Annotated in this window: 21 protein-coding genes and 1 tRNA gene; 17 read left to right on the forward strand and 5 right to left on the reverse strand. The window is 61.3% G+C overall.

Going from position 1 to position 23,486, the window contains the following annotated elements; genetic code table 11:
- Positions 1–168: 168 nt before the first annotated feature.
- The 14 genes from RS897_RS12765 to RS897_RS12830 all read left to right on the forward strand — a co-directional run bounded on the left by RS897_RS12765 (position 169) and on the right by RS897_RS12830 (position 13,488).
- Positions 169–1,092, forward strand: a complete 924-nt coding sequence (locus RS897_RS12765; RefSeq protein ID WP_315836903.1) for a substrate-binding periplasmic protein — start codon at positions 169–171, stop codon at positions 1,090–1,092.
- Between the two features lie 12 nt (positions 1,093–1,104).
- Positions 1,105–1,929, forward strand: a complete 825-nt coding sequence (locus RS897_RS12770) for an amino acid ABC transporter ATP-binding protein (RefSeq protein WP_315836904.1) — start codon at positions 1,105–1,107, stop codon at positions 1,927–1,929.
- Complete coding sequence (locus RS897_RS12775; RefSeq protein ID WP_315836905.1) at positions 1,926–2,582, forward strand: amino acid ABC transporter permease; 657 nt, start codon at positions 1,926–1,928, stop codon at positions 2,580–2,582. The genes RS897_RS12770 and RS897_RS12775 overlap by 4 nt, the downstream gene beginning before the upstream one ends.
- Positions 2,579–3,250 (forward strand): amino acid ABC transporter permease, encoded by a 672-nt coding sequence (locus RS897_RS12780; protein ID WP_315836906.1) that lies wholly within the window; start codon positions 2,579–2,581, stop codon positions 3,248–3,250. The genes RS897_RS12775 and RS897_RS12780 overlap by 4 nt, the downstream gene beginning before the upstream one ends.
- A gap of 140 nt (positions 3,251–3,390) precedes the next feature.
- Positions 3,391–3,759 (forward strand): cupin domain-containing protein, encoded by a 369-nt coding sequence (locus RS897_RS12785; protein WP_315836907.1) that lies wholly within the window; start codon positions 3,391–3,393, stop codon positions 3,757–3,759.
- A gap of 782 nt (positions 3,760–4,541) precedes the next feature.
- Positions 4,542–4,808, forward strand: a complete 267-nt coding sequence (locus RS897_RS12790; RefSeq protein ID WP_315836908.1) for a hypothetical protein — start codon at positions 4,542–4,544, stop codon at positions 4,806–4,808.
- A gap of 269 nt (positions 4,809–5,077) precedes the next feature.
- A tRNA-Ser gene (locus RS897_RS12795) sits at positions 5,078–5,160 on the forward strand.
- A gap of 64 nt (positions 5,161–5,224) precedes the next feature.
- Positions 5,225–5,584, forward strand: a complete 360-nt coding sequence (locus RS897_RS12800; protein ID WP_315836909.1) for a hypothetical protein — start codon at positions 5,225–5,227, stop codon at positions 5,582–5,584.
- Positions 5,585–5,592: 8 nt separating this feature from the next.
- Positions 5,593–5,784 (forward strand): hypothetical protein, encoded by a 192-nt coding sequence (locus RS897_RS12805; RefSeq protein WP_315836910.1) that lies wholly within the window; start codon positions 5,593–5,595, stop codon positions 5,782–5,784.
- Positions 5,785–5,982: 198 nt separating this feature from the next.
- The gene (locus RS897_RS12810) at positions 5,983–6,237 is read left to right on the forward strand and encodes a hypothetical protein (RefSeq protein WP_315836911.1); all 255 of its coding nucleotides are present in this window, start codon (positions 5,983–5,985) and stop codon (positions 6,235–6,237) included.
- Between the two features lie 180 nt (positions 6,238–6,417).
- Complete coding sequence (locus RS897_RS12815; protein ID WP_315836912.1) at positions 6,418–8,745, forward strand: xanthine dehydrogenase family protein molybdopterin-binding subunit; 2,328 nt, start codon at positions 6,418–6,420, stop codon at positions 8,743–8,745.
- Between the two features lie 343 nt (positions 8,746–9,088).
- Positions 9,089–9,721 carry a PAS domain-containing protein gene (locus RS897_RS12820; protein WP_315836913.1) on the forward strand — a complete coding sequence of 211 codons (633 nt, stop codon included), beginning with the start codon at positions 9,089–9,091 and terminating at the stop codon, positions 9,719–9,721.
- A gap of 267 nt (positions 9,722–9,988) precedes the next feature.
- The gene (locus RS897_RS12825) at positions 9,989–11,611 is read left to right on the forward strand and encodes an inorganic phosphate transporter (RefSeq protein WP_315836914.1); all 1,623 of its coding nucleotides are present in this window, start codon (positions 9,989–9,991) and stop codon (positions 11,609–11,611) included.
- A gap of 251 nt (positions 11,612–11,862) precedes the next feature.
- Entirely contained in the window at positions 11,863–13,488 is a 1,626-nt protein-coding gene (locus RS897_RS12830; RefSeq protein WP_315836915.1) for an FMN-binding glutamate synthase family protein, read from the forward strand.
- 99 nt (positions 13,489–13,587) lie between these two features.
- Here the strand turns inward: RS897_RS12830 and RS897_RS12835 are convergent, their stop codons facing one another.
- The gene (locus tag RS897_RS12835; RefSeq protein WP_315836916.1) at positions 13,588–14,010 is read right to left on the reverse strand and encodes a zinc-ribbon domain containing protein; all 423 of its coding nucleotides are present in this window, start codon (positions 14,008–14,010) and stop codon (positions 13,588–13,590) included.
- Between the two features lie 274 nt (positions 14,011–14,284).
- Between RS897_RS12835 and RS897_RS12840 the strand changes: the two genes are divergently transcribed.
- The 3 genes from RS897_RS12840 to RS897_RS12850 all read left to right on the forward strand — a co-directional run bounded on the left by RS897_RS12840 (position 14,285) and on the right by RS897_RS12850 (position 17,183).
- Positions 14,285–14,845 (forward strand): DinB family protein, encoded by a 561-nt coding sequence (locus RS897_RS12840; protein ID WP_407654476.1) that lies wholly within the window; start codon positions 14,285–14,287, stop codon positions 14,843–14,845.
- Between the two features lie 172 nt (positions 14,846–15,017).
- Positions 15,018–16,301 carry an IS701 family transposase gene (locus tag RS897_RS12845; protein ID WP_315831101.1) on the forward strand — a complete coding sequence of 428 codons (1,284 nt, stop codon included), beginning with the start codon at positions 15,018–15,020 and terminating at the stop codon, positions 16,299–16,301.
- A 198-nt stretch (positions 16,302–16,499) separates the two neighbouring features.
- Positions 16,500–17,183: a hypothetical protein gene (locus RS897_RS12850; RefSeq protein ID WP_315836917.1), complete on the forward strand. Its 684-nt coding sequence runs from the start codon at positions 16,500–16,502 to the stop codon at positions 17,181–17,183.
- 1,214 nt (positions 17,184–18,397) lie between these two features.
- On the opposite strand, the gene RS897_RS12855 is transcribed toward RS897_RS12850, so the two are convergent.
- The 4 genes from RS897_RS12855 to RS897_RS12870 form a co-directional block, all read right to left on the reverse strand.
- Entirely contained in the window at positions 18,398–19,411 is a 1,014-nt protein-coding gene (locus tag RS897_RS12855) for an IS110 family RNA-guided transposase (protein ID WP_315832213.1), read from the reverse strand.
- A 213-nt stretch (positions 19,412–19,624) separates the two neighbouring features.
- Positions 19,625–21,607, reverse strand: a complete 1,983-nt coding sequence (locus RS897_RS12860; RefSeq protein WP_315836918.1) for a carbohydrate porin — start codon at positions 21,605–21,607, stop codon at positions 19,625–19,627.
- A gap of 330 nt (positions 21,608–21,937) precedes the next feature.
- Positions 21,938–22,198: a hypothetical protein gene (locus RS897_RS12865; RefSeq protein WP_315836919.1), complete on the reverse strand. Its 261-nt coding sequence runs from the start codon at positions 22,196–22,198 to the stop codon at positions 21,938–21,940.
- 324 nt (positions 22,199–22,522) lie between these two features.
- Complete coding sequence (locus RS897_RS12870; protein ID WP_315836920.1) at positions 22,523–23,374, reverse strand: creatininase family protein; 852 nt, start codon at positions 23,372–23,374, stop codon at positions 22,523–22,525.
- Positions 23,375–23,486: the final 112 nt, after the last annotated feature.

Here is a 23,486-nt window from a genome sequence, read left to right on the forward strand (position 1 = left end):
TTTGCGACTGCTTCCTCACTGCGATCAGAATTATAAATCCAGCTTATCAGGTGATTAGTGGCTGCTGCTCGGCACTCGGACAACAAACCAGTCGAAATATCAGCATCTGAAGTTCCACAAAGTGTGCTTTCATTTCGCTGCGGAAGTCCAACGAGAAGGATTAAGCAAATGGCAATCATAGCACGTAGAGATTTTATGATAGGCGCTGGCGCGGCGGTTCTGACGACCATTCCGCGCCGATCTAGCGCAGCGACACCTGCCTTTAAGACGGTGACGCCCGGTGTCCTTACGATAGCTAACAGCGGCGAAATGCCGATGATTACGACGGAAAGTGGCAAGCTTGTCGGTTCGGATGCCGACGTAGTGGTGGCTATCGCTCGGAAGCTCGGCCTTGATGTTGCTTCTGCCCAGATGGAATGGTCGGCAACCGTCCAAGCAGTGAAGAGCGGCCGGGCCGATATCATGGTTGGCAATATGGGTTGGACGCCGGCGCGAGCGAAGGCGTTGCTCATAACTGACGCGATCTATTATGCCGGCGCGTTCGTTTGCATGAAAAAGGACAAGCCGTTCAGCACCGGCATCACGACGGCTGACATCAGGGGCCATTCGATTGGTACCGTAAACGGCTTCTTTATCGTACCTGAAATGAAGAAGCTTCCCGGTACAACCGAGGTCAAGCTATACGACAACAGTGACAGTTGTGTTCGAGACATAGCGGCTGGCAGACTAGAGTTCGCGGTGCTCGATGGGCCGCTAGTGGATTACATAATCCTCAAGAACCCCGATTGGAACCTGAAACAGGTCGCGCTTTCGTCCGACCCCGCTTATCCGCAGCTGACAAGCAAGCAGCATACAGTGATGGGAATGAACCAGGACAACCACGATCTCTTCGATGCCGTAAACGCTGGTGTCAAATGGGTGTGGAAGACTGCACAGAATGGGACGTCGTTGCAGAAATATGGCATCACCAATCCCGACTATCTTGTTGCTCCGCAAGAGAACCCTCGAATAGGTATCGACCGAGACGCTTCCGGCGGCGTCGTTGGAGCGGGTGGGCACGTGGTCAAGGACTATTCAGCGCTGTTCGCGTAAGTGATGTCTAGTATGGGGTCTCACAGCAAACCGGCCTTCCTCCTCGAGATTCACGATGTGAGCAAAAGGTTTGGCGAACTTGATGTTCTGAGGAACGTGAATCTCAATATCGCGGTCGGCGAAAAAGTCGCGATCATTGGGCCGAGTGGATCCGGTAAGACGACGTTACTTCGCTGCGTTGCCCATCTAGAGCGACCAACGTCCGGCCACGTCACAATTGCAGGGGACCGCGTTGGCAAGCGACTAGAAGGCAATACATGGCGTGACATGTCGGACGGGGAATTGGCAAAAGTACGAACTGGCATCGGGATGGTGTTTCAACGGTTCAATCTTTTTCCACATCTAACCGCATTGGAGAATGTAATGCTGGGACCAATTCAGGTCCTTAAACGCAGCCGTTCTGAAGTCGAGCCCTTAGCGTGCGACCTACTGAGAAAGGTCGGTCTTGCCCACAAAGCGTCAGCTTATCCGGAGCGGTTGTCCGGTGGCCAGCAGCAGCGCGTTGCGATCGCGCGTTCGCTCGCCATGCAGCCACGCTTGATGTTATTCGATGAGGCAACTTCTGCACTCGATCCCGAACTCATCGGTGAAGTGTTGAGCGTGATGCGCGACCTTGCGGCGGATGGAATGACGATGATGATCGTTACTCACGAAATGCAGTTCGCGGAAGACGTCGCTGACCGGGTTGTTTTTATGGACCATGGCCGCGTCATCGACCAAGGACCACCGAGCGAACTGTTCCGGTCGCCCTCCCACCCCCGAGTGCAGACCTTTCTACGAGCCGTAATCGACCGCCAGGCCATGGTCGAGCCCATAGTTGCGAGTGCAACGATTTGAACGCTTGGGTCACCACTCTTGGCTTGGTTCCAGACCTCCTCATTGCCGCCGTGACCACGATTAAGATCACGCTCGGTGGATTGTTGGTTGCCCTGGCTCTCGGACTATTTTGCGCAATCCTGCAGAGTTTGCAGTCTGGTATCCTCCGGGTCGCCGTTGCCATCTATGTGGACGTATTTCGGGCAGTACCTGTGCTCACCCAGCTCTTCATCATCTATTTCGGGCTCACTGCCATAGGCATTAGACTTGACCCGGTGCCGGCAGCTATCGTTGGCTTTGGAATCAATGGGGGCGCCTACTTAACGGAAGCGTTCCGCGCCGGGATCGGCTCGGTCAACCACGGACAGCTTGAGGCGGCACATATGTTGGGTATGACTAAGCTGTCTACGATGCGCATTATCATTTTGCCGCAAGCCATGCGGGTCGTCCTACCGCCGCTGGGAAACTACGCAATCGGCTTGCTGAAGGACACAGCGTTAGCATCAGCTGTTGCCGCGCCAGAACTGATGTTCCGAGCTCGCATTCTCGTCGACAAGACCTTTTTAAGCACTCAAATCTATCTCGCGGTCGCGATCCTCTATCTCGGCATGAGCCTCTGTCTTGGACAGGTAACCCGCTGGGCTGAAGCGCGTTTAGCATGGACTAGGAAGTGACCTGGAGCATCTTCGTCGACAGCGTGCCGGAACTGCTTCAGGCCGCGCTTAGCACGTTGCAAATGACGGTGATGGCCTTTTGCCTTGCCGCGGTGTTAGGCTTGCTGCTCGCGCTCGTGCGAATGGCGGGTGGGTGGCCTGGGCAGTTTGCCTTCTTATATATCGAAATGCTGCGCGGTACGCCCGCGCTCGTCCTCCTGTTCCTGATATACTTTGGCCTCGTCTCGCTCGGCATACTACTGCATTCCTTTACTGCCGCCGTAGTGGCCCTCGGTCTTAACGGCGCCGCCTATACGGCGGAGATTTACCGGGCAGGGATCACCGCCGTCGATGCGGGCCAGCGAGAAGCCGCCCAAATGATCGGGTTGCGGCGACGGCAAATTATGCATCGCGTAGTGCTACCGCAGGCATTACCCGTAGTGCTGCCATCAATGGGCAACTACGTTGTTTCACTGCTCAAGGACACGTCAATCGCCTCCCTTATCGCCGCACCTGAATTGATGTTGCGTGCACGTGATCTTGCTGGAACTTACTATCTGCCGATGGAGTATTACTGTGTTGTTGGTGTCATGTATCTCGCTATGGCTTGGCCCATGATGCATGGCCTGCGACGGTTAGAACTCCGACTTGGCCGCCGGCACCCGCCGAGCATTATGACAGGAACCTAGAGCGAGCAGAAACCGTCACGCGTTCTGCACTTACATGCTCTCTCTTCTTCGCGTTTATTTCGGGGTGCTGAGAATATTTGCAAAGTGTACCGCATCGAAATATTGCTACAAATGGCGAGAGATACAGCTGGAGTAAAAACATGACTGACAAGGACATGGTTCTCGCGAATAGTAAAGTTAAGTACCAAATGCTTCTTGAGGAAGAAGTCTACGCCGTCACAAAGACAACGGTGCTCGCTGGCGGTGAGACGCAGTGGCACCGTCATACAAACGTTAACGATCGTTTTGTCGTCGTTTGTGGTGTGTTGACCGTCGAGTGCCAAGTCGACGGTGTAGTAAGCAAAGCAGAAGTGCGTGATTATTTCGATGTTAAGCCTGGTGTGAGTCATCACGTCAAAAATGAAACGGACGATGACGTCGTTTACATTATGGTCCAGTCCGGGGGAAAGCGAGATATCGTGCTTGAGCTTGCTGGGACACCGGCTGAAGCTAGGCTCGTTAGGGTCTGAGAATTGCGCCGTGCGCGGGGTCGCGGCGACATATTGGCGTTCGTTTCCGCTGCTTGTAAGTGTCTTCCGGCTTTAATTTCGCCGTTGGATGCGGCCGTTGGCAAAGCCGAAATTGCAACGCCATCGAGTCTCGGACGGAGCCTATGGTGTTGGAGGAGATCCGCAAGGGCTTCGGTGACGCCGACCGGATAGCGCATTGGCACGACCCTGCTCGGCATGGCGTTGTTCGGACCGGCCTGGCAGGCCTCCGTCAGCGAGCAGGTGCCGGCGGAAACGCTGCCGCAGGCGGTCGCTCGGAGTTTGTGGCAGTTGGCCAAGCACTTCCGCCAATGCAACGGCAGGATCAGCGGAGCCGGGCCGCGTAGCCTCGAAATTCACCTGATCCGTGATGACCGTCGTTATCCTGCTCCGCCTGCTATTCCGGTAATGCCGCTTGATACCGCCAGTGGCTTGCCTGATTCGAAGACGTGCTCGTTCGAACACTCACCGCGGAGTCGTTCGTTGAAACGGGATGGAACGAACGCATTTTAAACTGGCTTGCCTGTTACAAGGTAATGCCGGTCGATGCCGGTTGCTTCGATCCAATGTATGACCGCGTGTAAACCCCGGGCCGACGTCCCGTCGCATGGAACGCCGACAAGGTTCGGTGCCTCATCATTACGGATTGCCGACACCGGGCTCGTCCCGGATAGAAGGGAAACTCGGCTCCTCGGATATCGCAGTCTTCGGATCCGAGTTCCGATGCGATGTCTGGCCTACCTTCTGACCCCAGGGACAGAATCGTGCGCCGGAAGCGCATCATCGCGGAACTCGATGCCGACACGATGGATGCCCCGCGCAGCCGCGTGAAGGTCGAACCGCTTCTGTCCAAAATCGTCGCGGGAACGCCGAAGAAGCTGCGACCCTCGTCACGATCGAAGCGAGTGCGTTGGCCAGCTCTGACCGCGGTAATCGCGATCACGCGAAACCGCATCTTGGATTTTCGAGCGTTTTCAATTGAAGCGGAGCATGTGGTCCAGAATATTCCAGTTATGTTGAGCCAGCACTGATTGATGTCGCGTCGGAACATGCTTCGCCTTTGACTTCAGATGGCACCGCCTGCAGGAACTGGCGACTTTTAAGTCCCTTATTCGGTCCGTTCTCAATCAGACTGACGACACGATCATTGGCCTCCGACTTGGCACAGCACCAATCTGTTTGGACCCGGCCATTGCGCCACGTGACCTCGCTTCGCAGTCGACGAGCGGATGGAAGCCGAGGCGCTGGCTTCCGGTACTCTCGTGCTTTGGCCCCTCGACGCAACTGATGTGCAACACGTGATAGCTAAGTCATTGATTTATCATATGCCGAAACGGTTTCCTAAACCGTAGGTCGGAAGTTCGAGTCTTCCCGGGATCGCCAGCGCCTGCGTTGTCATCTGTAAGATAGTATCTGGCCGTGTTCGTCATGAAGCTGGATCAGATCGATGAGATTCCTGCTGATACAGGCTGGTTTTGCTGCTCTCTGTCTCGCAGTTCTCGCCGTCGCGCCCGGGGAAGCTCAAGACGCGGAAACAGACGATCCGCCGCGCCTGTCGCGCGAAGAATGGCTTGCCACCGTCGAGGCCGCGCGTCGGCGCATCGATCAAATGAGGCGCGAGCACAAGAGCTTTCTTCCAACCGCGGAGGATGACGCGGAGGAAGCCTCGCGGCGGGTGATTGAAGACGAGAGTTTGCAAGCGGGGGATATCGTGTCCACCAGCAAGGGCCTGCTCCGGTTCAAGGGGCGGCCCGGCAACAGCCCCAGACCCGACGATTTTGTTCCCCTCGCTAAGCCCGGCCGATAGGCGGTGACTTGACGACGAAACTGGTCGGCCTCCGCTTCAGCCTGCCGGAGGTCAGTTTGCCCTGGATCGCCATCAAGGGGTGCCCTGTTGGCCTGTCCGCGATCGCGCGGCTGTCGGTAATCATCGAGGCGCTGGAACGACGAGGGGTCCCGCAGGCAGCCTTGGCTTTGAACCAAGTCATACGCCGGCGCGACTCCTGATCATCTGGTGTCGTGGTCTGTCACCGGCTCGAGGGCGGCGGCCTGCCCGTGTCCGCTCGCCCCGAAAACCACTTCGTTTCGGTCGATTTTGGGCCCTTTTCGGGCCCCGCTTTGCCATCCGCTCCGGGTTACAAGCGGTTCTCAGATGGATTTAACCGACCGTCCCAATCATTCATCCCAATCACTTTTGAGGTATTCATGACCCCCACCATCTCGCTGACGTCGCTCGTTTGTGCCGCCGCGCTCGCTCTGATGTCGCTTGTATCGATCCCTTCTTTTGTCGCGCCGGCCGCGGCACAGGACCGCGCGGCCCAGGAGAAAGCCTGCTCGCGCGACGTGTCGCGTCACTGCCGCAAGCTGATGAACGACGGCGACTTCGCCATCCAGCAGTGCCTGCTGCAGAACCGCGAGAAACTCAGCCCGTCCTGCCGCAAGGTCGTCGAGGGTCAGTGAGGCCGTTGCCCGCGCGGTCACCGTGAGGTGACCACGGCTGCGCAAGCGGCTGGCGCTGGCGTCATCGGTTCAAAATCACATATACGACGGGGCGAATGGCCCGCCTTCTGCATGCCAGAAGGCGGGTTTGATTTGCGATGAGCAAAGACGACAAGACACGACGAGTTGAGGAAATTTGCGATGGATCTTCTGCCCAAGGACATGCGGTTCGGTGCCGGTTTGCCGGTCAGGCGCGTCGAGGACCAGCGGCTGGTGACCGGACGCGGGCGTTATGTCGACGACCAGGCCCATGCGGATGCGCTCTGGCTGGTTGTGCTGCGCTCGCCCCACGCGCATGCCCGCATTGCCTCGATCGACACCTCGGCCGCGCTGGCGATGGAAGGTGTCGCCGCGATGTTTACCGGCGCCGATCTGATTGCCGACGACATCGGCGCGCTGCCGACGCTGGCGATCTTCAAGCGGCCCGATGGGGCGCCGATGGCGTTTCCAACCCGCCGGCTGCTCGCGCACGAAGTCGTGCGGTTCGCCGGCGAAGCTGTCGCCGTGGCCGTGGCGACATCGCGTGCGATCGCGTTGGCGGCAACCGAGGCCGTGGTGGTGGACTACGAGGTGCTGCCGGCGGTGACCGATCCGGTCGCGGCCACAGAGCCGGGCGCGCCGCTGGTGTGGCCGCAGACGCCGGACAATGTCGTCGCCGGCATGAGTTATGGCGATGCCGCGGCCGTCGAGGCCGCGTTCAAGACGGCCGCGCATGTGGTCTCGCTCGACGTGGTCAGCCAGCGGCTGGTGCCGGCGGCGATGGAGCCGCGCTCGACCGTTGCCGAGCTGGACGCTGGCAACGGCCGGCTCACCATGCACATGCAGACCCAGACGCCGACCACCACCCGTGACATCCTGGCCGACGCGGTGCTCAAGCGACCGAAGGACAGCATTCGCATTCTGGTGGGCGATATCGGCGGCGGCTTCGGCCAGAAGACCAACCTTTATCCTGAGGACGGCATGGTCGCCTATGCCGCCGTCAAGCTGAAGCGCAAGGTGCGCTGGCGCGGCGAGCGTACCGATGATTTTGTCGGCGGCACCCATGGCCGCGATCTCACCTCCACGGGTGAATTCGCGCTCGATGCCCGGGGGCGCGTGTTGGCGTTTCGCGTGCGTTCGATCGGTGGCACCGGCGCCTATCTCAGCGGCACCGGCGTGATCATTCCGCTGGTGCTCGGGCCCTTCGTCGCCACCGGCACCTACGATCTTCCACTGGTGCATATCGACGTCCGGGCGGTGATGACCCACACCGCGCCCACCGGCGCTTATCGCGGTGCGGGGCGGCCGGAAGCCGTCTACATTGTCGAGCGTCTCATGGATGCGGCCGCGCGCCAGATCGGCATGGATCCGCGCAAGATCCGCAAGGTCAACTTTATCAAGTCGAGCCAGATGCCGTATCAGACGGCGACAGGCCAGACCTACGACAGCGGCGCGTTCGCCCATATGCTTGACCGCGCCTCAGATCTCGCCGATTGGGACGGCTTCGCCGCCCGCAAACGCGCCGCCCTGAAAAAAGGCTTGCTCTATGGCCGGGGCCTCGCCAGCTACATCGAATGGACCGGCGGCCGCGTTCACAATGAAAAGGTCAGCCTGCATGCCACCGGCGATGGCAAGGTGGTGCTGCATTCGGGCACCCAGGCGATGGGGCAGGGGCTGGAAACAGCCTATTCGCAGATGATCAGCGCCGCGCTCGGCATCCCCATGGACAAGATCGAGGTGGTGCAGGGCAACACGGATCTGGCGCAAGGCTTCGGCAGCGTCGGCTCACGCTCGCTGTTTGTGGGCGGCACCGCGGCGGTGGTCTCCGCCACCGACCTGATCGCCAAGGCGCGGGAGACCGCGGCCAATGTGCTGGAAGCCGGTCTCGGCGATATCGAATACAGCGACGGCTGGCTGACGGTGGCCGGCACCGATCGGCGCGTCAGCCTGTTCGATCTGGCCAAGCATGAGACCAATGCGCGGCTCAGCGTCGACAGTGAGGGGCAGGTCGATGGTCCGACTTGGCCCAACGGCAGCCATATCTGCGAGGTCGAGATCGATCCGCAAACCGGGCAGACCAAAGTGGTGCGCTTCACCACCGTCGATGACGTCGGTGTTGCGATCAATCCGATGCTGGTCGAAGGCCAGATCCATGGCGGCGTTGCCCAGGGCATCGGCCAGGCGCTGTATGAAGGCGTGCACTACGATCCCGAAGGACAGCTCCTCACCGCGAGTTATCAGGACTACTGCATCCCGCGCGCCGACGACGTGCCGGCAATCACGGTCACGCTCGACGAAAGCGCGCCCTGTCGCACCAATCCGCTGGGCTCCAAAGGCTGCGGCGAATCCGGCGCCATCGGCGGTCCCCCTTGTGTGGTGAACGCCGTGATGGACGCGCTGAGCTCCGCCGGCGTCAAGAACCTGCACGCGCCGCTGACCCCGATGAAGGTGTGGGAGGCGTTGCGACAGGCGCAGGCGGCCGCGGCGTGAGAGGGCCGAAGCGAAGTAACTGAAAGCGGGTCTCCACATTCAGTGTCATCACCGGGCTTGTCCCGGTGATCTCGCTTGGGGACGCAGTGCGCCCCTAAGCGGGGTTGTTTCCGCGACTTCGGCGAAGCCGAAGTCGCTGAGGACAAGCCCGGCAACGACAAAGGAGAATGTGGTGATCGCCGAGTCCACACAACGACCGGGCTTTCATACTCGATCACCAAAAATTCGAAACCAGTGCACGCATTGATAAAATCAGCGCACCGCTGTGCATAGCTCCCCATTTCCATCAAATCCCATTCATTTCCGGCATCTTGAATTTACGATCTTGGCGCCTGATAGCCGCATGCGATTGCAGCGCTCACATCTCAGCATCGTGCGCTCCATCAGGCAGCTCAGCCTGCTGCGTGGCTGGCTACGCGCGCGGGGCGATGCGGGGCTGCCGAGCATCGTCAGCTTCGAGCCGGATGCGCGTGCGGGTGACGCACCCGACCTCGCGCTGTTCAAGGTGGCGCGGCATGGTGAGGCGATGGACTATATCTGCCTGCATGCGGGTGAGCGGGTTCGCGCCGTCTACGACACCACCATGTGGGGGCGCTCGCTGTTTGAATGCCTGGAGCCGGTCATCGCGGCCGCCGCGGAGCCGATCTGGCGGGCCTGCGTCGCGACCGGGCTTCCGGTCTATGCGATCGTTCCGGTGGTCGACCGGCAGGGATGTCCGGTCACCATCGAACAGCTGGTCCTGCCCTACAGCCGGGCGTCCTCCCGCCCCGATTTCATCGTGGCCTCGCTGCATGCCTGGAGCACCGAAGGACGGTTTGTAACCCGGGGACTGCTCCACCACGGGACGCAGGCGCCGGCGCACTGGGCGGTGGTGATCGACCCCGAGGCGACCGCAGCTACCGAGCCGATGCATGACGATTTGGCCGGTCCCGGGTGGCCTGTTTCCGACGGCCATGTCGTTCAAGCTGCCATCTAGTGGGCGGGATAGTGTGCCGGGGCTATTTATAGATCGTCACACCACTGTCGTCATGCGCCGGCCCGCCGCGCACGCATGGCCCATCGCATCAATTGTCATGTGACACACTGAAAAATCAGCACTTTTCGCCCAAAGAGCGAGACCTGTTTTCGCTGAAAAATTTCTGGAATCGCGAGCGATTTCGGCTTTTCGCCGAAACTGTCATCCAGCTTTCAAAAGCAGCGGTCAAGTTGTCGCACCAAGACCATTGTTAACAGGGGCTTACTTATGAGTGATTTGGCATTACCCGGTTCGATCGAGCCTGCCCTTCGGAAGGGACCAGATCTCGACAAGGGCTTTCATCCGATGACAGGTGTTATCTATCTCGGCGTCATTGCCGCCGCGCTGCTGTTCGTTGCCTACAGCATTTATGCCGACGTCGACGCGACCGGGACCAAGATCACCAGCTTCCTGCCATACATTCTGTTGTTCGTTGCCTTGCTGATCGCACTGGGCTTCGAGTTCGTCAACGGCTTCCACGACACCGCGAACGCGGTCGCGACCGTGATCTACACGCGGTCCATGCCTGCTCATATCGCGGTGGTGTGGTCCGGCATGTTCAATCTGCTCGGCGTGCTTTTGTCGTCGGGCGCGGTTGCCTTCGGCATCGTGTCGCTGCTGCCGGTCGAATTGATCCTGCAGGTTGGCAGCAGTGCCGGTTTCGCCATGGTCTTTGCGCTCTTGATCGCCGCCATTCTGTGGAATCTCGGCACCTGGCTGCTCGGTCTGCCGGCCTCCAGCTCGCACACCCTGATCGGATCGATCATGGGCGTCGGCATCGCCAATGCCTTGCTGCGTGGCCGCGACGGCACGTCCGGTGTGGATTGGTCGCAGGCCGGCAACATCGGCAAGGCGCTGCTGCTGTCGCCCTTGTTCGGGTTCGCGGTGGCCGCGCTGCTGCTGTTCGTCCTCAAGACGGTGATGCTGCGCGCCACGCCGGCGCTGTTCGCTGAGCCGAAGGGTGACCAGCCGCCGCCGGTCTGGATCCGCGGAATCCTCGTCCTTACCTGCACCCTGGTCAGCTTCTTCCACGGCTCGAACGACGGTCAGAAGGGCATGGGTCTGATCATGCTCATCCTGATCGGCACGGTGCCGACCGCCTATGCGCTCAACCGCGCGCTGCCGGCCAGCGAGACCGCGCACTTCGTCGACGTCTCGACGGCGGCGAGCAAGGTGATCGAAGGCAAGGCTGCCGGCTACAATGTGCTGGGCAACCCGCGTCCGGCGGTCACCAACTATGTGGCGCAGCACCAGATCAACGAAGGCACCTACCCGTCGCTGTCGGTGCTCGTGAAGGACATCGCCCAGCAGGTCACGCAGTACGGCTCGCTGGCGAAATTCCCGGCCGATCAGGTGGGCAATACGCGTAACGACATGTACCTGGCGTCCGAAGCCATCCGTTTCCTGATGAAGGACAAGGAAAGCGAACTGAACAAGGAAGAGGTCGCAACCCTCACCAACTACAAGGGCTCGCTCGATACGGCGACGAAGTTCATCCCGACCTGGGTGAAAATCGCCGTCGCCATCGCACTGGGCCTGGGCACCATGATCGGCTGGAAGCGGATCGTGGTCACCGTCGGCGAGAAGATCGGCAAGACCCACCTGACCTACGCGCAGGGCGCCTGCGCCGAAATCACGGCCGCGGCGACCATCGCCGCCGCCGACGGCTTCGGACTTCCGGTCTCGACCACCCACGTGCTGTCATCCGGCATCGCCGGCACGATGGCAGCGAGCGGCTCCGGACTGCAGTGGTCGACCATCCGCAACATCGCGCTGGCCTGGGTCCTGACGCTGCCGGCCTCGATGGTGCTCTCGGGCTTCCTGTACTACGTGTTCTATCACATCTTCTGATCCGTCAGAGTGGACCGACGTCACGAAAGCCGCGCATGATTTGCGCGGCTTTCTCTTTTTGGAGAGATACAATCGCCTGCCCCGCTTGTCGCACTGCATCAACCCCATCCCAACTGGCCATTTGATCCCACGCGCCTTTGTCGGGGTGGTGTATAAGTTCCGTCCGATTTAGAATGGTTCCGAGTTACGGCTCTTCGGCCTTTGTTGATTGATTCGACGGTCCCTCGGCCGTCCCTGCACATGAGGTTGGTATGGACACGCTGATGCTGCCGTTTACGCCGCGCTTCATCATTCTCACGATCTGCTGTGTGGTGACGGTGCTGCTGTTCGCCATCGGTCTGTACGACCACAAGGCGTTCGCGGTGGTGCTGCTGCCGCTGGTGATTTTCGGCGCGCTGGCGGCGCTGGGGTTTCGCGATCTCTTGCAGACCCGCCACGCGATCCTGCGCAACTATCCGATCTCGGCGCATATGCGTTTCATGCTGGAGGAAATCCGGCCCGAGCTGCGGCAGTATTTCTTCGAGAGCGAGAAGGACGGGCGCCCCTTCAGCCGCGACATCCGCGCGCTGGTGTATCAGCGCGCCAAGATGGACCTCGACAAGCGTCCCTTCGGCACCCAGAACGACGTCTATCAGGAAGGCTATGAGTGGATGCACCACTCGGTGGCGCCGAAGCCGATGGCGTCGGAAAAATTCCGCATCACCATCGGCGGGCCTGACTGCACCAAGCCGTATTCGGCCTCGATCTTCAACATCTCGGCCATGAGTTTCGGCGCGCTGAGCCCGAACGCGGTGCGCGCGCTCAATGGCGGCGCCAAGCGCGGCGGCTTCGCCCATGATACCGGCGAGGGCGGCCTCAGCCCCTATCACCGCGAGATGGGCGGCGACATCATCTGGGAAATCGGCTCCGGCTATTTCGGCTGTCGCACGCCGGACGGCAATTTCGATCCCGAGAAGTTCGCGGCCCTCGCCACCATCGACCAGATCAAGATGGTCGAACTGAAGATGAGCCAGGGCGCCAAGCCGGGCCACGGCGGCGTGCTGCCGGCGGCGAAAGTGTCGAAGGAGATTTCGGAAATTCGCGGCGTGCCGATGGGGCAGGACTGCATCTCGCCGCCCTATCACAAGGCGTTCTCGACCCCGATCGCGATGATGCAGTTCATCGGTGAAATGCGCCGGCTGTCCGGCGGCAAGCCGGCCGGCTTCAAGCTCTGCATCGGCCATCCCTGGGAATTCCTGTCGATCTGCAAGGCGATGCTGGAGACCGGGATCTATCCCGACTTCATCGTGGTCGACGGCAATGAAGGCGGCACCGGCGCCGCTCCGCTGGAGTTCATGGACAATCTCGGCATGCCGATGCGTGAGGGTGTTAACTTCGTGCACAATTCGCTGATCGGCATCGGCGCGCGTGACCGCATCCGCATCGGCGCGGCCGGCAAGATCGCCACCGCCTTCGACATCGCCCGCGCCATGGCGATCGGCGCCGACTGGTGCAATTCGGCACGCGGATTCATGTTCTCGATCGGCTGCATCCAGTCGCTGAGCTGCCACACCGACCGTTGCCCCACCGGCGTCACCTCGCAGGATCCCACACGGCAGCGGGCGCTGGTGGTGCCGGACAAGCTCGAGCGCGCCTACAACTTCCATCACGCCACCCTGCATGCGCTGGCCGAACTCACCGCCGCCGGCGGCTTCGAGCATCCGCAGGAGATGAAGCCGGTGCATTTCTCGCGCCGGGTCTCCGGCGTCGAGGTGATGTCGTTCGACCGGCTCTATCCGTCGCTGCGCCCGGGCGAACTGATCGACGGCACCAGCGATCTTCGCTTCAAGACCGCCTGGGCCATGGCACGCGCGGAGTCGTTCTCCGCGGTGGCGTGAGGCACTGACTCGTAGACTCGGACTCGTAGGGCTGATTAGCCGCAGCGTAATCCGCCGCGGCCTCTCAGGATAGAAATGGCGGATGACGCTGCGATAATCTCACGAAGCGGGTGGTCTCTTTTTGGCGAGCCCGTCCAGATGCGCACGGCGTGCGGCAGTTTTTCGCGCGCGCTCTTTGCCACGGCAGGCGCGGCAGCGTACGGCCTTGGTAAACACGTCGCCTCTTGCGGTCTCGTACCACCATTTCTGCTGTAATGGTGTCCAGACCTCCGCGATACCGCAATCCTTGCAGACGAAAGACTCGGGTCGATAGGTCCCGCGTTCGATGAAATCGGGGATAGAATAGCTGCCCGAAGGGGCCAGCCGCGTCGTATCCACGGAGACTTCGCCGCGCGCCAGCGCATTTTCGACATCACGGCGACGGCGCAATTCGGCGTCTTGGCGTGCCTGCACACGAAGCCGCTCTTCTTTCTTGAGCCGCCTTGCCTCGATCTCCTCACGCTTCTGCTTGTTGCTCTTCACGTCCGCACATCCATCAAAGCCGTGTCAAATGGGAGATCCGCGTTGGCGCGCCGGCGACAGCTGCCGTGTCCGATCGGAGTAAGCGCGAGCAACCTTAGCCGAAAGATCTGTTGTTGAGACCTCCCTCGTTCATTTTGCTTGGTTCGTCCTGCGCGCTGGCGGTCTTGAATCGATTCACTCTGCGCGGCCCGATGGCTCCGAGGGCCGCGATGAGATATTGTTGGCGGTCTGAGCCAGCGAACATTGAGCCGTTATATCCGCCTCGGAAACGATCATGGACACCATGCTCCCTTTCAAGACCATGGCCTATAACAACGCCTGGGCGAACCATCGTCTGCTGTCCGCCTGCGAGCGGCTGTCGGAGGATGAATTCGACGCGCACCGCCCCGGCTTCTTTCCCAGCCTGCGCGCCACCCTCAACCACATCCTGGTCGTGGATTTGTTTTACGTCGATGCCATGGAAGGCGGCACGCTCGGGCCGGCAGCGTGGGCCGACCCGGAGCCCTGCACAACCGTCGCCACCCTGCGCGCCGCGCAGGCGGCGGTCGATCGTCGCCTGATCGCGGTGGTCGAAGCCTTGGACGGCGCCGGCCTTGCGCGCATCGTGTCCGTGCACCGCCAGACCAGCATCCAGCGCGAACGGATGGATCGCCTGCTGCTGCATCTGTTCCAGCATCAGGTCCATCACCGCGGCCAGGCCCACGCCATGCTGAGCGCCACCTCGGTGCCCCCGCCGCAACTCGATGAATTCTTCTCCGCAGGCGAGGCGCCGCTTCGCGCTGCCGAGTTTGCGGAGCTCGGGTGGACGGAGGAGATGGTGTGGGGGAAGATGTAATACGCGACCCGTAGGGCGGATTAACCGAAGGCGTAATCCGCCACCCAATCACGCGGCTGCTGCCAATGACGGATTACGCTCGCACTAATCCTACTGAGTCAGACGGTCGCAGTCATTGAGGCTGAGAATCAAGTAATTGAGGAGATTCAATATTTGGCGCGCGGAGGGCCGGATGAATCTCGATCAGGGTGGGGATAGCGAAACGCGGTTTGCGGAGTATGTAGCCGGTCTTGGAAGCGTGATCGGTCACGTGGAGCGGACGAGACCGCTGCGCGACTATTGCACGGGCCTGATGCTGCCTGGGGAACGCAAGAGCGTGGAGCCGATGGCGGCGCGGACGGCTCCAGCGCGCACGGCGGCACAGCATCAGTCGTTGCTGCATTTTGTCGCCAACGCGGCCTGGTCGGACGAGGACGTGCTGACCAAGGTGCGCGATTTGGTGCTGCCGGCGATCGAGAAGAGCGGGCCGATCGAGGCGTGGATCATCGACGACACCTCGTTCCCCAAGCAAGGCAAGCATTCGGTCGGCGTGCACCACCAATATTGCGGGCAGCTCGGCAAGCAGGCCAATTGCCAGGTGGCGGTGTCGCTCTCGATCGCCAATCATGCCGCCAGCCTTCCGGTGGCCTATCGGCTGTACTTGCCGGAAGCCTGGACGAAGGATCGTGCCCGGCGGAAGAAGGCAGGCGTGCCGAAGCAGATCAAGTTCAAGACTAAGCCGCAGATCGCGCTGGAGCAAATCCGCTGGGCCTGCGAGAGCAGTCTGCCACGCGGCGTCGCGCTGATGGATGCGGCCTACGGCAGGGACGCGCGGCTGCGTGCCGGCATGACAGAATTGGGCTTGCCTTACGTGGTCGGCATCGTGCCGACCATCTTGATGTGGGCCCCTGGCAGCGGCCCGCGGCGGATGGACAAGCCGATGAACAACACCGGCCGCCGCGACGAGCCCGAACTGGTCTCGGCCAAAAAAGTGGCACTCAGTCTCCCGAAGCAGGCCTGGCGCACGGTGGCGTGGCGGGAAGGCTCGGCCGACCAGCTATCCTCGCGCTTTGCGCGGGTGCGTGTCCGCGTCGGGTACAACAAACTGATCCCCGAGAAGCTGTCGCCGGAGTGGCTGCTGATCGAATGGCCGGAGGGCGAAGCAGAGCCGACCAAATACTGGCTCGCCACGCTGCCGGAGAACGTCAGCTTCACGCAGCTCGTCAATCTGGCCAAGCTGCGCTGGCGCATCGAGCGCGACTATCAGGAGCTCAAGCAGGAGGTCGGGCTCGGTCACTACGAGGGGCGCGGCTGGCGTGGCTTCCATCATCACGCAACCCTGTGCATCGCGGCCTACGGCTTCCTGATCGCCGAACAGGCGACGATTCCCCCCTCAGAAACTTGTTCCGCCGCGCCAGTCCAGGTCCCTCCCTTACCCGACAATTATCGACCCAGAGGATCTGCCCTTGCGGCCTGAACGCCACGTCCCGAACTCGATCGCAACCATGCGCGTGCGGTTGAGCCGGGCCCTCAGCAAAACAATCATACGATGCCCTTGTTGCGGCGCCGTCGCAGCATCACCCACGCGCAGAAAAATCATGACGCAGTAAGACTAATCCGCCCTACGTGAAGTCGTTATCGACAGTGGCCTGATCAACCACAGGTATATTCCTTGATGAGAGACAAGAAACAATCAGGGCGCTCTCCGCTGACAACTGGGGAGTTGGAGCAGTTGAAGGCGGATGATTTTGTGCGTTTAAAGCTGACGGAGGATGAGAAGGCTCGGCTACGCCAGATTAATGAAGCGCGGCGATGGGAACGGCTTCAGCGTTCGGCGCGACTTAGGGTGGAAGAACAACCGATTCTTGCGGATTTACACGATGTCGGTTTGAGTGTCCGGTCTGTTTGGGACTTAGTTAATACCTCAACCAAATATTCTGAAGCTGTTCCAGTTCTGCTCAGACATTTGCTATTTCCATATTCAGATCGAATACGTGAAGGAATTGCTCGTGCACTCGCAATTCCCGACCCAGAAGTTCGCAAAGCCTGGTCAACTCTGGTTGAAGAGTATCGCAAGGCGCCTGCAGGGTGGGGCGTTATCGCGCGAGGGGATACTAAGGAATATCGTTTAGGTGCGAAAGGTGGCTTGGCGTGTGCACTGGCCGTTGCCGTTTCTGATGAAACCCTGCCCGAACTGATTGCCATCGCAAAAGATCGGTCGCAAGGCGAAACTCGTGTGCTGTTACTGTCGGCCCTGCGCAAATCCAAGAGCTCGCTGGCGAAGCAGGCGATAGAAGAACTGGCGAGCGATCCCGATCTCGCAAAGGAAATCAGCTCTTGGCGGAAGCCGAAGCGATGATGGCTATTCTCGCACCGCGTCGTCTTGAAGGATGACGGCTTCATGCAGCATCGCATGCTCGTAGGGCGGATTAACCGAAGGCGTAATCCGCCGCTTGCCGAGCAATGCGTGCGATGGCGGATTACGCGGAGCCTGTCATCGGGCCGCGCGTTGCGCGGACCCGTTGGCTAATCCGCTCCGCCCGCGCTGTTGAGGCTGTTGGCGAGAGGTTTCCGGTGCGGTTTTCGGCCAAGGCACCGGATTTGTGCCTTGCAACATACAACCATCGGCGCATACTTCCGGGATGGGTCAAGCGTGGCAAAATCGACCGTCTGTTGGCGAGTTCCAGTGCGCTCAATGTGGTGCACTGTATGGGGTCGTCATCACTCGCCTTTCTGCCTCGGTCTATGACGAGGTTGTCTGCCAGGTTTGCCAAAGGGTCATGAACGAGTGGCGCGGCACAGTGGGGCGCGCGTACACGCTGAAATCTCGGACAGATCATGCCTAACTAAGGCGTGCACCGCTTTGGCCAAATCGGATTATTATATCGTCACGTCGAGTGACATGAGCCGGCGTCCTCGTCCGTGGGGATGGGAAATTCGACGCCGTAGCGAGCCAATGGGTACAAAGTTGTCCGGGCAAGGCTACCAGTCGAACACAGCCGCAGAGTTTGCCGGCAAGCGAGCGCTTCAAGAGTTCCTGAATCTGTTGTCCCAAGAGGAAGGGCGCAAATGAGCGCTCCTAGAGGCTCCAACGCCGCCAAGCGGAATATGCTCGCCGCCTGGCAGATCGAGGGCGAGGCAGTGAAAGTCCGTATTACGATGACACCCATTAGCCGGCCCCTCGTCAAGGGTGCAAAACTACTTTTCAGCAGCGCGAGCTGCTCAATGTTTCGTTCGTCGTTCCAGCGATAGTGTTCGAGCCGCGCCCGTTTCTTCGGTTTGTGGCTGCGCCGCATCACGGATCGCGCCAGACACCCATGAGGATCAAGCATCGGCCCGATTGAGGCCTGCGCCCTGGCGGCATAGCCGCCCCAGAAGAACGTTGGTACCGAGCCGCATCCAAAAGAATTTCACAGAACCGTGGCTACCGGCGTGCCGGCGCCAATCTCCGAATGGCTTGCGGTGCGGGCGATCGTCGTCACTGCAACTGGTGACGGCGATCCGGCGTCCAATTCAGTGCAGCTGGTTGCGACCCCAGTCACCGTACGTGGCTCGCCGGATCGTCGTCGTCCTTCAGGCAAAGCAGCGCGTTACGTCGAACGGTTTGCTCTCCTTCAGGATGTGGTAGCAGGCGCGCGCCAGCTTGTGCGCCAACGCCTTGGTGGCGACAATGTTGTTGGTCCGGGCCTTCTTGCGCTCGTGGAAACGCTTGGCCTCTGGGCAAAACCGCACGGCAAAATTCGCCGCCTCGACGAACGCCCAGGCGAGATACTTATTGCCGTTCTTGACGTTGCCTTCGCCTTTCTTCTTGCGATTGCTGGTGTGCACGCTGTTGACGCAGCGCGCGTAGGACGCAAAGTTGCCGACGCCGGCAAACCGATCGATCGGACCGGTTTCCAGAAGAATGACGGTGGCGAGCGTCGGGCCGATGCCGGGTACGCTAGTCAGGAAGCCGTAGTGAGGTCGGGGTTTGACGCATTCTTGCAGGCGCTTTTCGAGGACCGAGATCTGTGACTGCAGGGTCGCGATGACCGCGACGTTGGTCTTGATCGCCAGGCCGACATCGGCCGCCAGCGGCATATTGTCGATTGCGTCGGCGGTCAGGCGCTTGATCTGATTGCTGGTCATCCGCCCACCCAATTGCCTGGCCATGATGTTCTCGACCGCGAGGACATGCGTGGTGCAGCAGTGCACCATCTGCATGCGCTTGCGCGCCAGATCGCGGACGACGCGGTGCTCTCGTGGCAGGATCGTGCCCGTCGGCAGGATACCCAGCCGCAGCAGGTGGGCCAGGTGCTGCGCATCCGTCTCGTCGCCACTGTGCTTGAGTCCGTCGTATTGCTTGATCGCGGCGGTGTTGGCGAGGTGCACGTGGAGTCCCGCGTCCTGCAACCCGTCGACCAGCCAATACCAGTTGTAAGTCGACTCGACCACGACGCCGGCCAAGTCATCTTGCCATCGAGTTAGAAATCCGACGATCTTCGTGATGTCGTTCGGCAGGCGCTTCTGCGCCACAACGCGATCGGCATCGTCGATGATCGCGATAACGCTGTTGTTGGAATGCAGATCAATCCCGCTGTACATCATCTTCGCCTCCTTGTGGCCTAAAGTGATTCGGTGATGCCGAATTCACATTAGCCCCACCGCCTTCTGTGTTGCGAAGGCCGGCTAGATGATCTTCAGTGCGCTTTACCCACTTGCCTTACTTGAGTGCGCACAAGTAATCGCGATGTGCCCGAGGTCGGCGGACAGGAGGGTGGCGACGATTGTGTCGCGTAGACCGCCACCACGTCACGCACGCTAAAACTCCGCGTGCACCCGCCCCGAAAAAATAGACACCGGTCCGCGGTCCGCATTGTAAGCGGGGTTGGCGATCAGCTGATAATCGGCGGTCAGCGTCACGCTCTTGTCGATGGCGAAGGCGTAATAGGTCTCCAGAATCTTCTCGGTCGAATAATTGAGCCGGCCGTCGCCGATCAGCAGGCCATTGCCGCCGGCGGCAAGGAAGTCGCGGTGCGCGCGCGACAGGCCGTTGACGGCGCCGCCGAAGCCGATGGTGTCGTTCGGGCGGCCCCAGTAACTCCCTTTCACCGAGATTCCGCCCGACAGGCTGCGGTCGATGTCGGTGAAGGAGAGGATTTCGTTCTGTCCGTCGTTCCAGCTGAAGCGGCCGAACAGGCCGATGTCGGTCGCGACCTGCTGTTCGCCGTTGAGATAGAAGCCGTACTTCCAGTTCTCCTTGCGGATCGCCGCCGTCACAGCGTTGATATCCAGCGCCGGATCGGCGACCACGATGCCCAGCGCATCGCGATAGTTGGCGGTGTTGCCGCGGGTGCCGAACACCCCGAGGCGCAGCTTGCCGGGCTGACCGAGGATCGCGTAACGCTCTTCCAACTCGACCACGCCGCCGCCGCTGTTCCAGGTCAAAGAATCGCTGTTGGGTTGCGACGGCACCTGGAAAACGCCGGCGCGCAGCGCCCAGTCTTTCTTGTTGAGTTCGACCACGGCGCCGCGGGTGAAGCCGGGCAAATCGGCCGGGAAGTCATAAGCCGCGGACGCCCACATCGCCCAGTTCATGAAGTCGGCGCGCGGGTCCTTGGCGTAGGAATTGCCGTCGAAATAATCGCCCACCGCAAACCGCCCAATGGTCAGTGTAACGCGATCGATGTCGCGCTTGCTGGCCAGTTGCATCGGGCCGTCGGCGACATCCTCCTGTTCGCCGCCGAGGCCGAAGGTCTGGCGGAAGATGTAGCGCTGCGGCCGGAATTTTGGATACTCCGCGCCGCCCTTCTGTGCCTCGCCATTGGAGAAGCCGGCAAGGCCCAGCGTGCTGCCGATGCCGAAGCCCTGTGCCAGCTCCGGATTGAAATAGAGCTCGCCGCCCTGCCACAGCCGCACGCCGATGAAGGCGTCCACGGTCCAGGTCTCGCGTCCCCGGCCGAGGCCCGGCAGGCTGTTGCTGCCCTGATAGGGCGCACGGAACGTCGGATAGGCCTGGGTGATCAGCGTGGTCTGGCCATGCACATTCCAGTTGGTGGACTCCGGCAGCACGAGTTTCGGCGCCACGCCGGACTGCCACGGCGGGGTGTCCCAGAGCCGGTAGTTCAGCCCGAGCTTGAGCATGTGCAGCTTGGGATCGACCCGCGCACCGAATGGCGGGGCGTCGAACGCGAAGTCGCGCGCGCCCAAATCGATGTAGTTGTATTCGAGCTTGCCGCTCCAGCCCTGGCCCAGCGCGAGTTCGAGGCCGGCGCCAGCTGCCCAGCCGACATGCAGCCGCGCATTGTGGCCGGCCACGCTGCCATCGGCATCGTTGACGTCCACGACCGTGCGCCCCCAGGCGAGGCCGCCGGTGACATACGGCAGCCACGCGCCGGTGGCGTAGCCGATCCGGCCGCGCACGGTGCCGAGATGATCGAAGGTGGTGTCGAACGGCGCCGGTGTCCGCTTGCCCTGGTCGATCGGCCCCATGAACGACATGTCGGCCTCGAGGCCCAGCACCACGCGGTTCGGCAGTTGAACGTTATAGCCGGCCTGGAAACCCCCGGTCATGCCGGTGAGGCTGTGCGGCAGGAACACCGCCTGCAGCGGCAACCCGTTGCTGTCCGGCCCGAGGCTGCCGAAACCATAACCGATATGGCCACCGAGATAGAATCCGGTCCAGTTGGTGAAGGGAACGGCGGCGACAGCTTTCACAGGCAGGCGCGCGGCCATGTCCGCGGCAAGCGCAGGACCGCTGAGTGACAGCGCCACGAGCGCCACACTGGCCAAGACCTTTTTCATCATCCCTCGTCGTCACGCCGCAAATCCCGTGTCGCACAGGGGGGCACCCGGCGCCACCAAGCCAGCGGTCGCAGTCATCGTTTTTTCAGTGTGTGAGATGTGTCGGCAACAACGGCGCGACCATCCATCAACTGCAGTCCGGCCGTATCAGCACCGCGCGGCGCAGGTCAACCGAGTGGGGAGGCATGCCACGGCTTTGCGACAGTTGTGTAACAGCGCAAAAGAATGACCCGCCCGGGGGGACAACCGGGCGGGTCGGGTCGCGACACGGGGTGGATGAGGCGCCCGTGTCGGACGCAATCCACGAGAGTTTTCGCTCGAAGGTGTCGATCAGTAATTGCAGGTTCGGGCGCGGCCGATGTAGTTGCCGTAGGCGTCGTACTGGCGGACCCAGCCGCAGCGGCGATAGCCGTAATACGGGCCATCGGCGGCAACCGCGGCACCGACGGCGACGGCACCGATCACGCCGGCAGCGATGCCGAGGCCAAGGCCGATGCCACGGGCTTCGGCAGGCTTGGAGGTGGCGGCGATACCACCGGTCAGGGTGAGGGCGGCGAGAGCGAGTGCTGCAATCTTGGTCTTGATCGACATTGGATATCTCCATCCGTTTTGAGTGGGCGCCCATTGGGTGCGCGTGCCCATTCGTCTGCGGCACGGGAGATTCGGTTCGAAACAAATGACAAGGAAAAGTCGGATTTCGAATATGGTTGATAAATCAGTCGACTATCGGTGCGCAGAGCCCCTCTCCTCCGCATGCCGCGGGAGCTGAAGCGCCTCGACCGAACCAGGTGTTTTGTTCGACCGCGACCGAGCCGCGCTGACACCTCGCCCCGCAATTGCGGGGAGAGGTCGGATCGCGTAGCGATCCGGGTGGGGGGCGGTCTCCGCGCGTTCAAAGTCTTCTTGTCAACCGTCTCACAGCAACACTTGCGGCGTGTTCTGCAGCGCGGTCATGTCGAAGCGCTCGACGTCGGCCAGGAGCTCGCAGAACGCGCGTGCGCCGTGGTCGATCAGGCGTGCGCCCTTGTCCGCTGTGGCCTGGGTTGCGTCGCCGACCGCGCCACAGGGATTGAGGTCCTGCGCCTGCCAGGCGAACGGCGCGGGACGATGCGTCGACAGCCAGCGATAGGTGGCATCGAAGTCGATGCTGGCGGGACGAAAGTCCGCGATCTTCTCGTTGCGGACATGCTGCGGATAGGCCGCCAGCATGATCGAGGTTTCGACCGCGCCGCCATGGATGCCATGGCGGATCTCGGACTCGGTGAACAGGCCGTCCGGCTGGCCGAAACGATGCCAGCTCGTGGTCACCGCCAGCATGCCGTGCTGCGCCCGCAGGTCCTGCGCCACCAGCGACATCGCGGCGCTGTTGCCGCCATGGCTCGTCACCATCACCAGCTTGCGGATGCCGGCCGCCGCCGCGCCGGCGCCGAGCTCCATCCAGGATTTCAACGCCACCTGCGTCGACAGCGTCACGGTGCCAGGGAAATCGGTGTGCTCGGTGGACAGGCCGATCGGCTGGACCGGCATGAAGGTCACTGGAATGCAATCCGGCACCAGGGTGCGGACCCGGGCCAGAAAGGCGTCCGCAATCAGGGTGTCGGTGTCCAGCGGCAGATGCGGTCCGTGCTGCTCGGTGGCGGCCAGCGGCAGCACGGCGATCCAGTGCGCGGTATCCCCTTTCGGGACCTCCGCCCAGCGGATCGCCGCCCAGTCATGAGGTGGCTTCCGGGGCGGGTCTTGTAGCGGGGGGGCGGTGGTCTCAGGCATTTCTTTACAAGGGTTTGCGAGGTAGCTTGCGACCCTCCCGATGCGGCAGGGGCGGCTGTCCAGTCTGTCATCGTCACCTGTCCACCACGAGACCAAATAGTCAACGGAGTCC

It is taken from the genome of Bradyrhizobium prioriisuperbiae (genome assembly GCF_032397745.1).
GTDB classification, from domain to species: Bacteria; Pseudomonadota; Alphaproteobacteria; order Rhizobiales; family Xanthobacteraceae; genus Bradyrhizobium_A; species Bradyrhizobium_A prioriisuperbiae.

Excerpts from the sequence above, each read along its gene's own strand:
- RS897_RS12810 (WP_315836911.1), top strand. The coding sequence starts at position 5,983 with ATGACCCCCACCATCTCGCTGACGTCGCTCGTTTGTGCCGCCGCGCTC.
- RS897_RS12800 (WP_315836909.1), top strand. The coding sequence starts at position 5,225 with ATGAGATTCCTGCTGATACAGGCTGGTTTTGCTGCTCTCTGTCTCGCA.
- RS897_RS12860 (WP_315836918.1), bottom strand. The coding sequence starts at position 21,607 with ATGAAAAAGGTCTTGGCCAGTGTGGCGCTCGTGGCGCTGTCACTCAGC.
- RS897_RS12840 (WP_407654476.1), top strand. The coding sequence starts at position 14,285 with ATGGACACCATGCTCCCTTTCAAGACCATGGCCTATAACAACGCCTGG.
- RS897_RS12855 (WP_315832213.1), bottom strand. The coding sequence starts at position 19,411 with ATGATGTACAGCGGGATTGATCTGCATTCCAACAACAGCGTTATCGCG.
- RS897_RS12830 (WP_315836915.1), top strand. The coding sequence starts at position 11,863 with ATGGACACGCTGATGCTGCCGTTTACGCCGCGCTTCATCATTCTCACG.
- RS897_RS12815 (WP_315836912.1), top strand. The coding sequence starts at position 6,418 with ATGGATCTTCTGCCCAAGGACATGCGGTTCGGTGCCGGTTTGCCGGTC.
- RS897_RS12820 (WP_315836913.1), top strand. The coding sequence starts at position 9,089 with ATGCGATTGCAGCGCTCACATCTCAGCATCGTGCGCTCCATCAGGCAG.
- RS897_RS12865 (WP_315836919.1), bottom strand. The coding sequence starts at position 22,198 with ATGTCGATCAAGACCAAGATTGCAGCACTCGCTCTCGCCGCCCTCACC.
- RS897_RS12850 (WP_315836917.1), top strand. The coding sequence starts at position 16,500 with ATGAGAGACAAGAAACAATCAGGGCGCTCTCCGCTGACAACTGGGGAG.
- RS897_RS12870 (WP_315836920.1), bottom strand. The coding sequence starts at position 23,374 with ATGCCTGAGACCACCGCCCCCCCGCTACAAGACCCGCCCCGGAAGCCA.
- RS897_RS12825 (WP_315836914.1), top strand. The coding sequence starts at position 9,989 with ATGAGTGATTTGGCATTACCCGGTTCGATCGAGCCTGCCCTTCGGAAG.
- RS897_RS12770 (WP_315836904.1), top strand. The coding sequence starts at position 1,105 with ATGGGGTCTCACAGCAAACCGGCCTTCCTCCTCGAGATTCACGATGTG.
- RS897_RS12845 (WP_315831101.1), top strand. The coding sequence starts at position 15,018 with ATGAATCTCGATCAGGGTGGGGATAGCGAAACGCGGTTTGCGGAGTAT.
- RS897_RS12765 (WP_315836903.1), top strand. The coding sequence starts at position 169 with ATGGCAATCATAGCACGTAGAGATTTTATGATAGGCGCTGGCGCGGCG.
- RS897_RS12785 (WP_315836907.1), top strand. The coding sequence starts at position 3,391 with ATGACTGACAAGGACATGGTTCTCGCGAATAGTAAAGTTAAGTACCAA.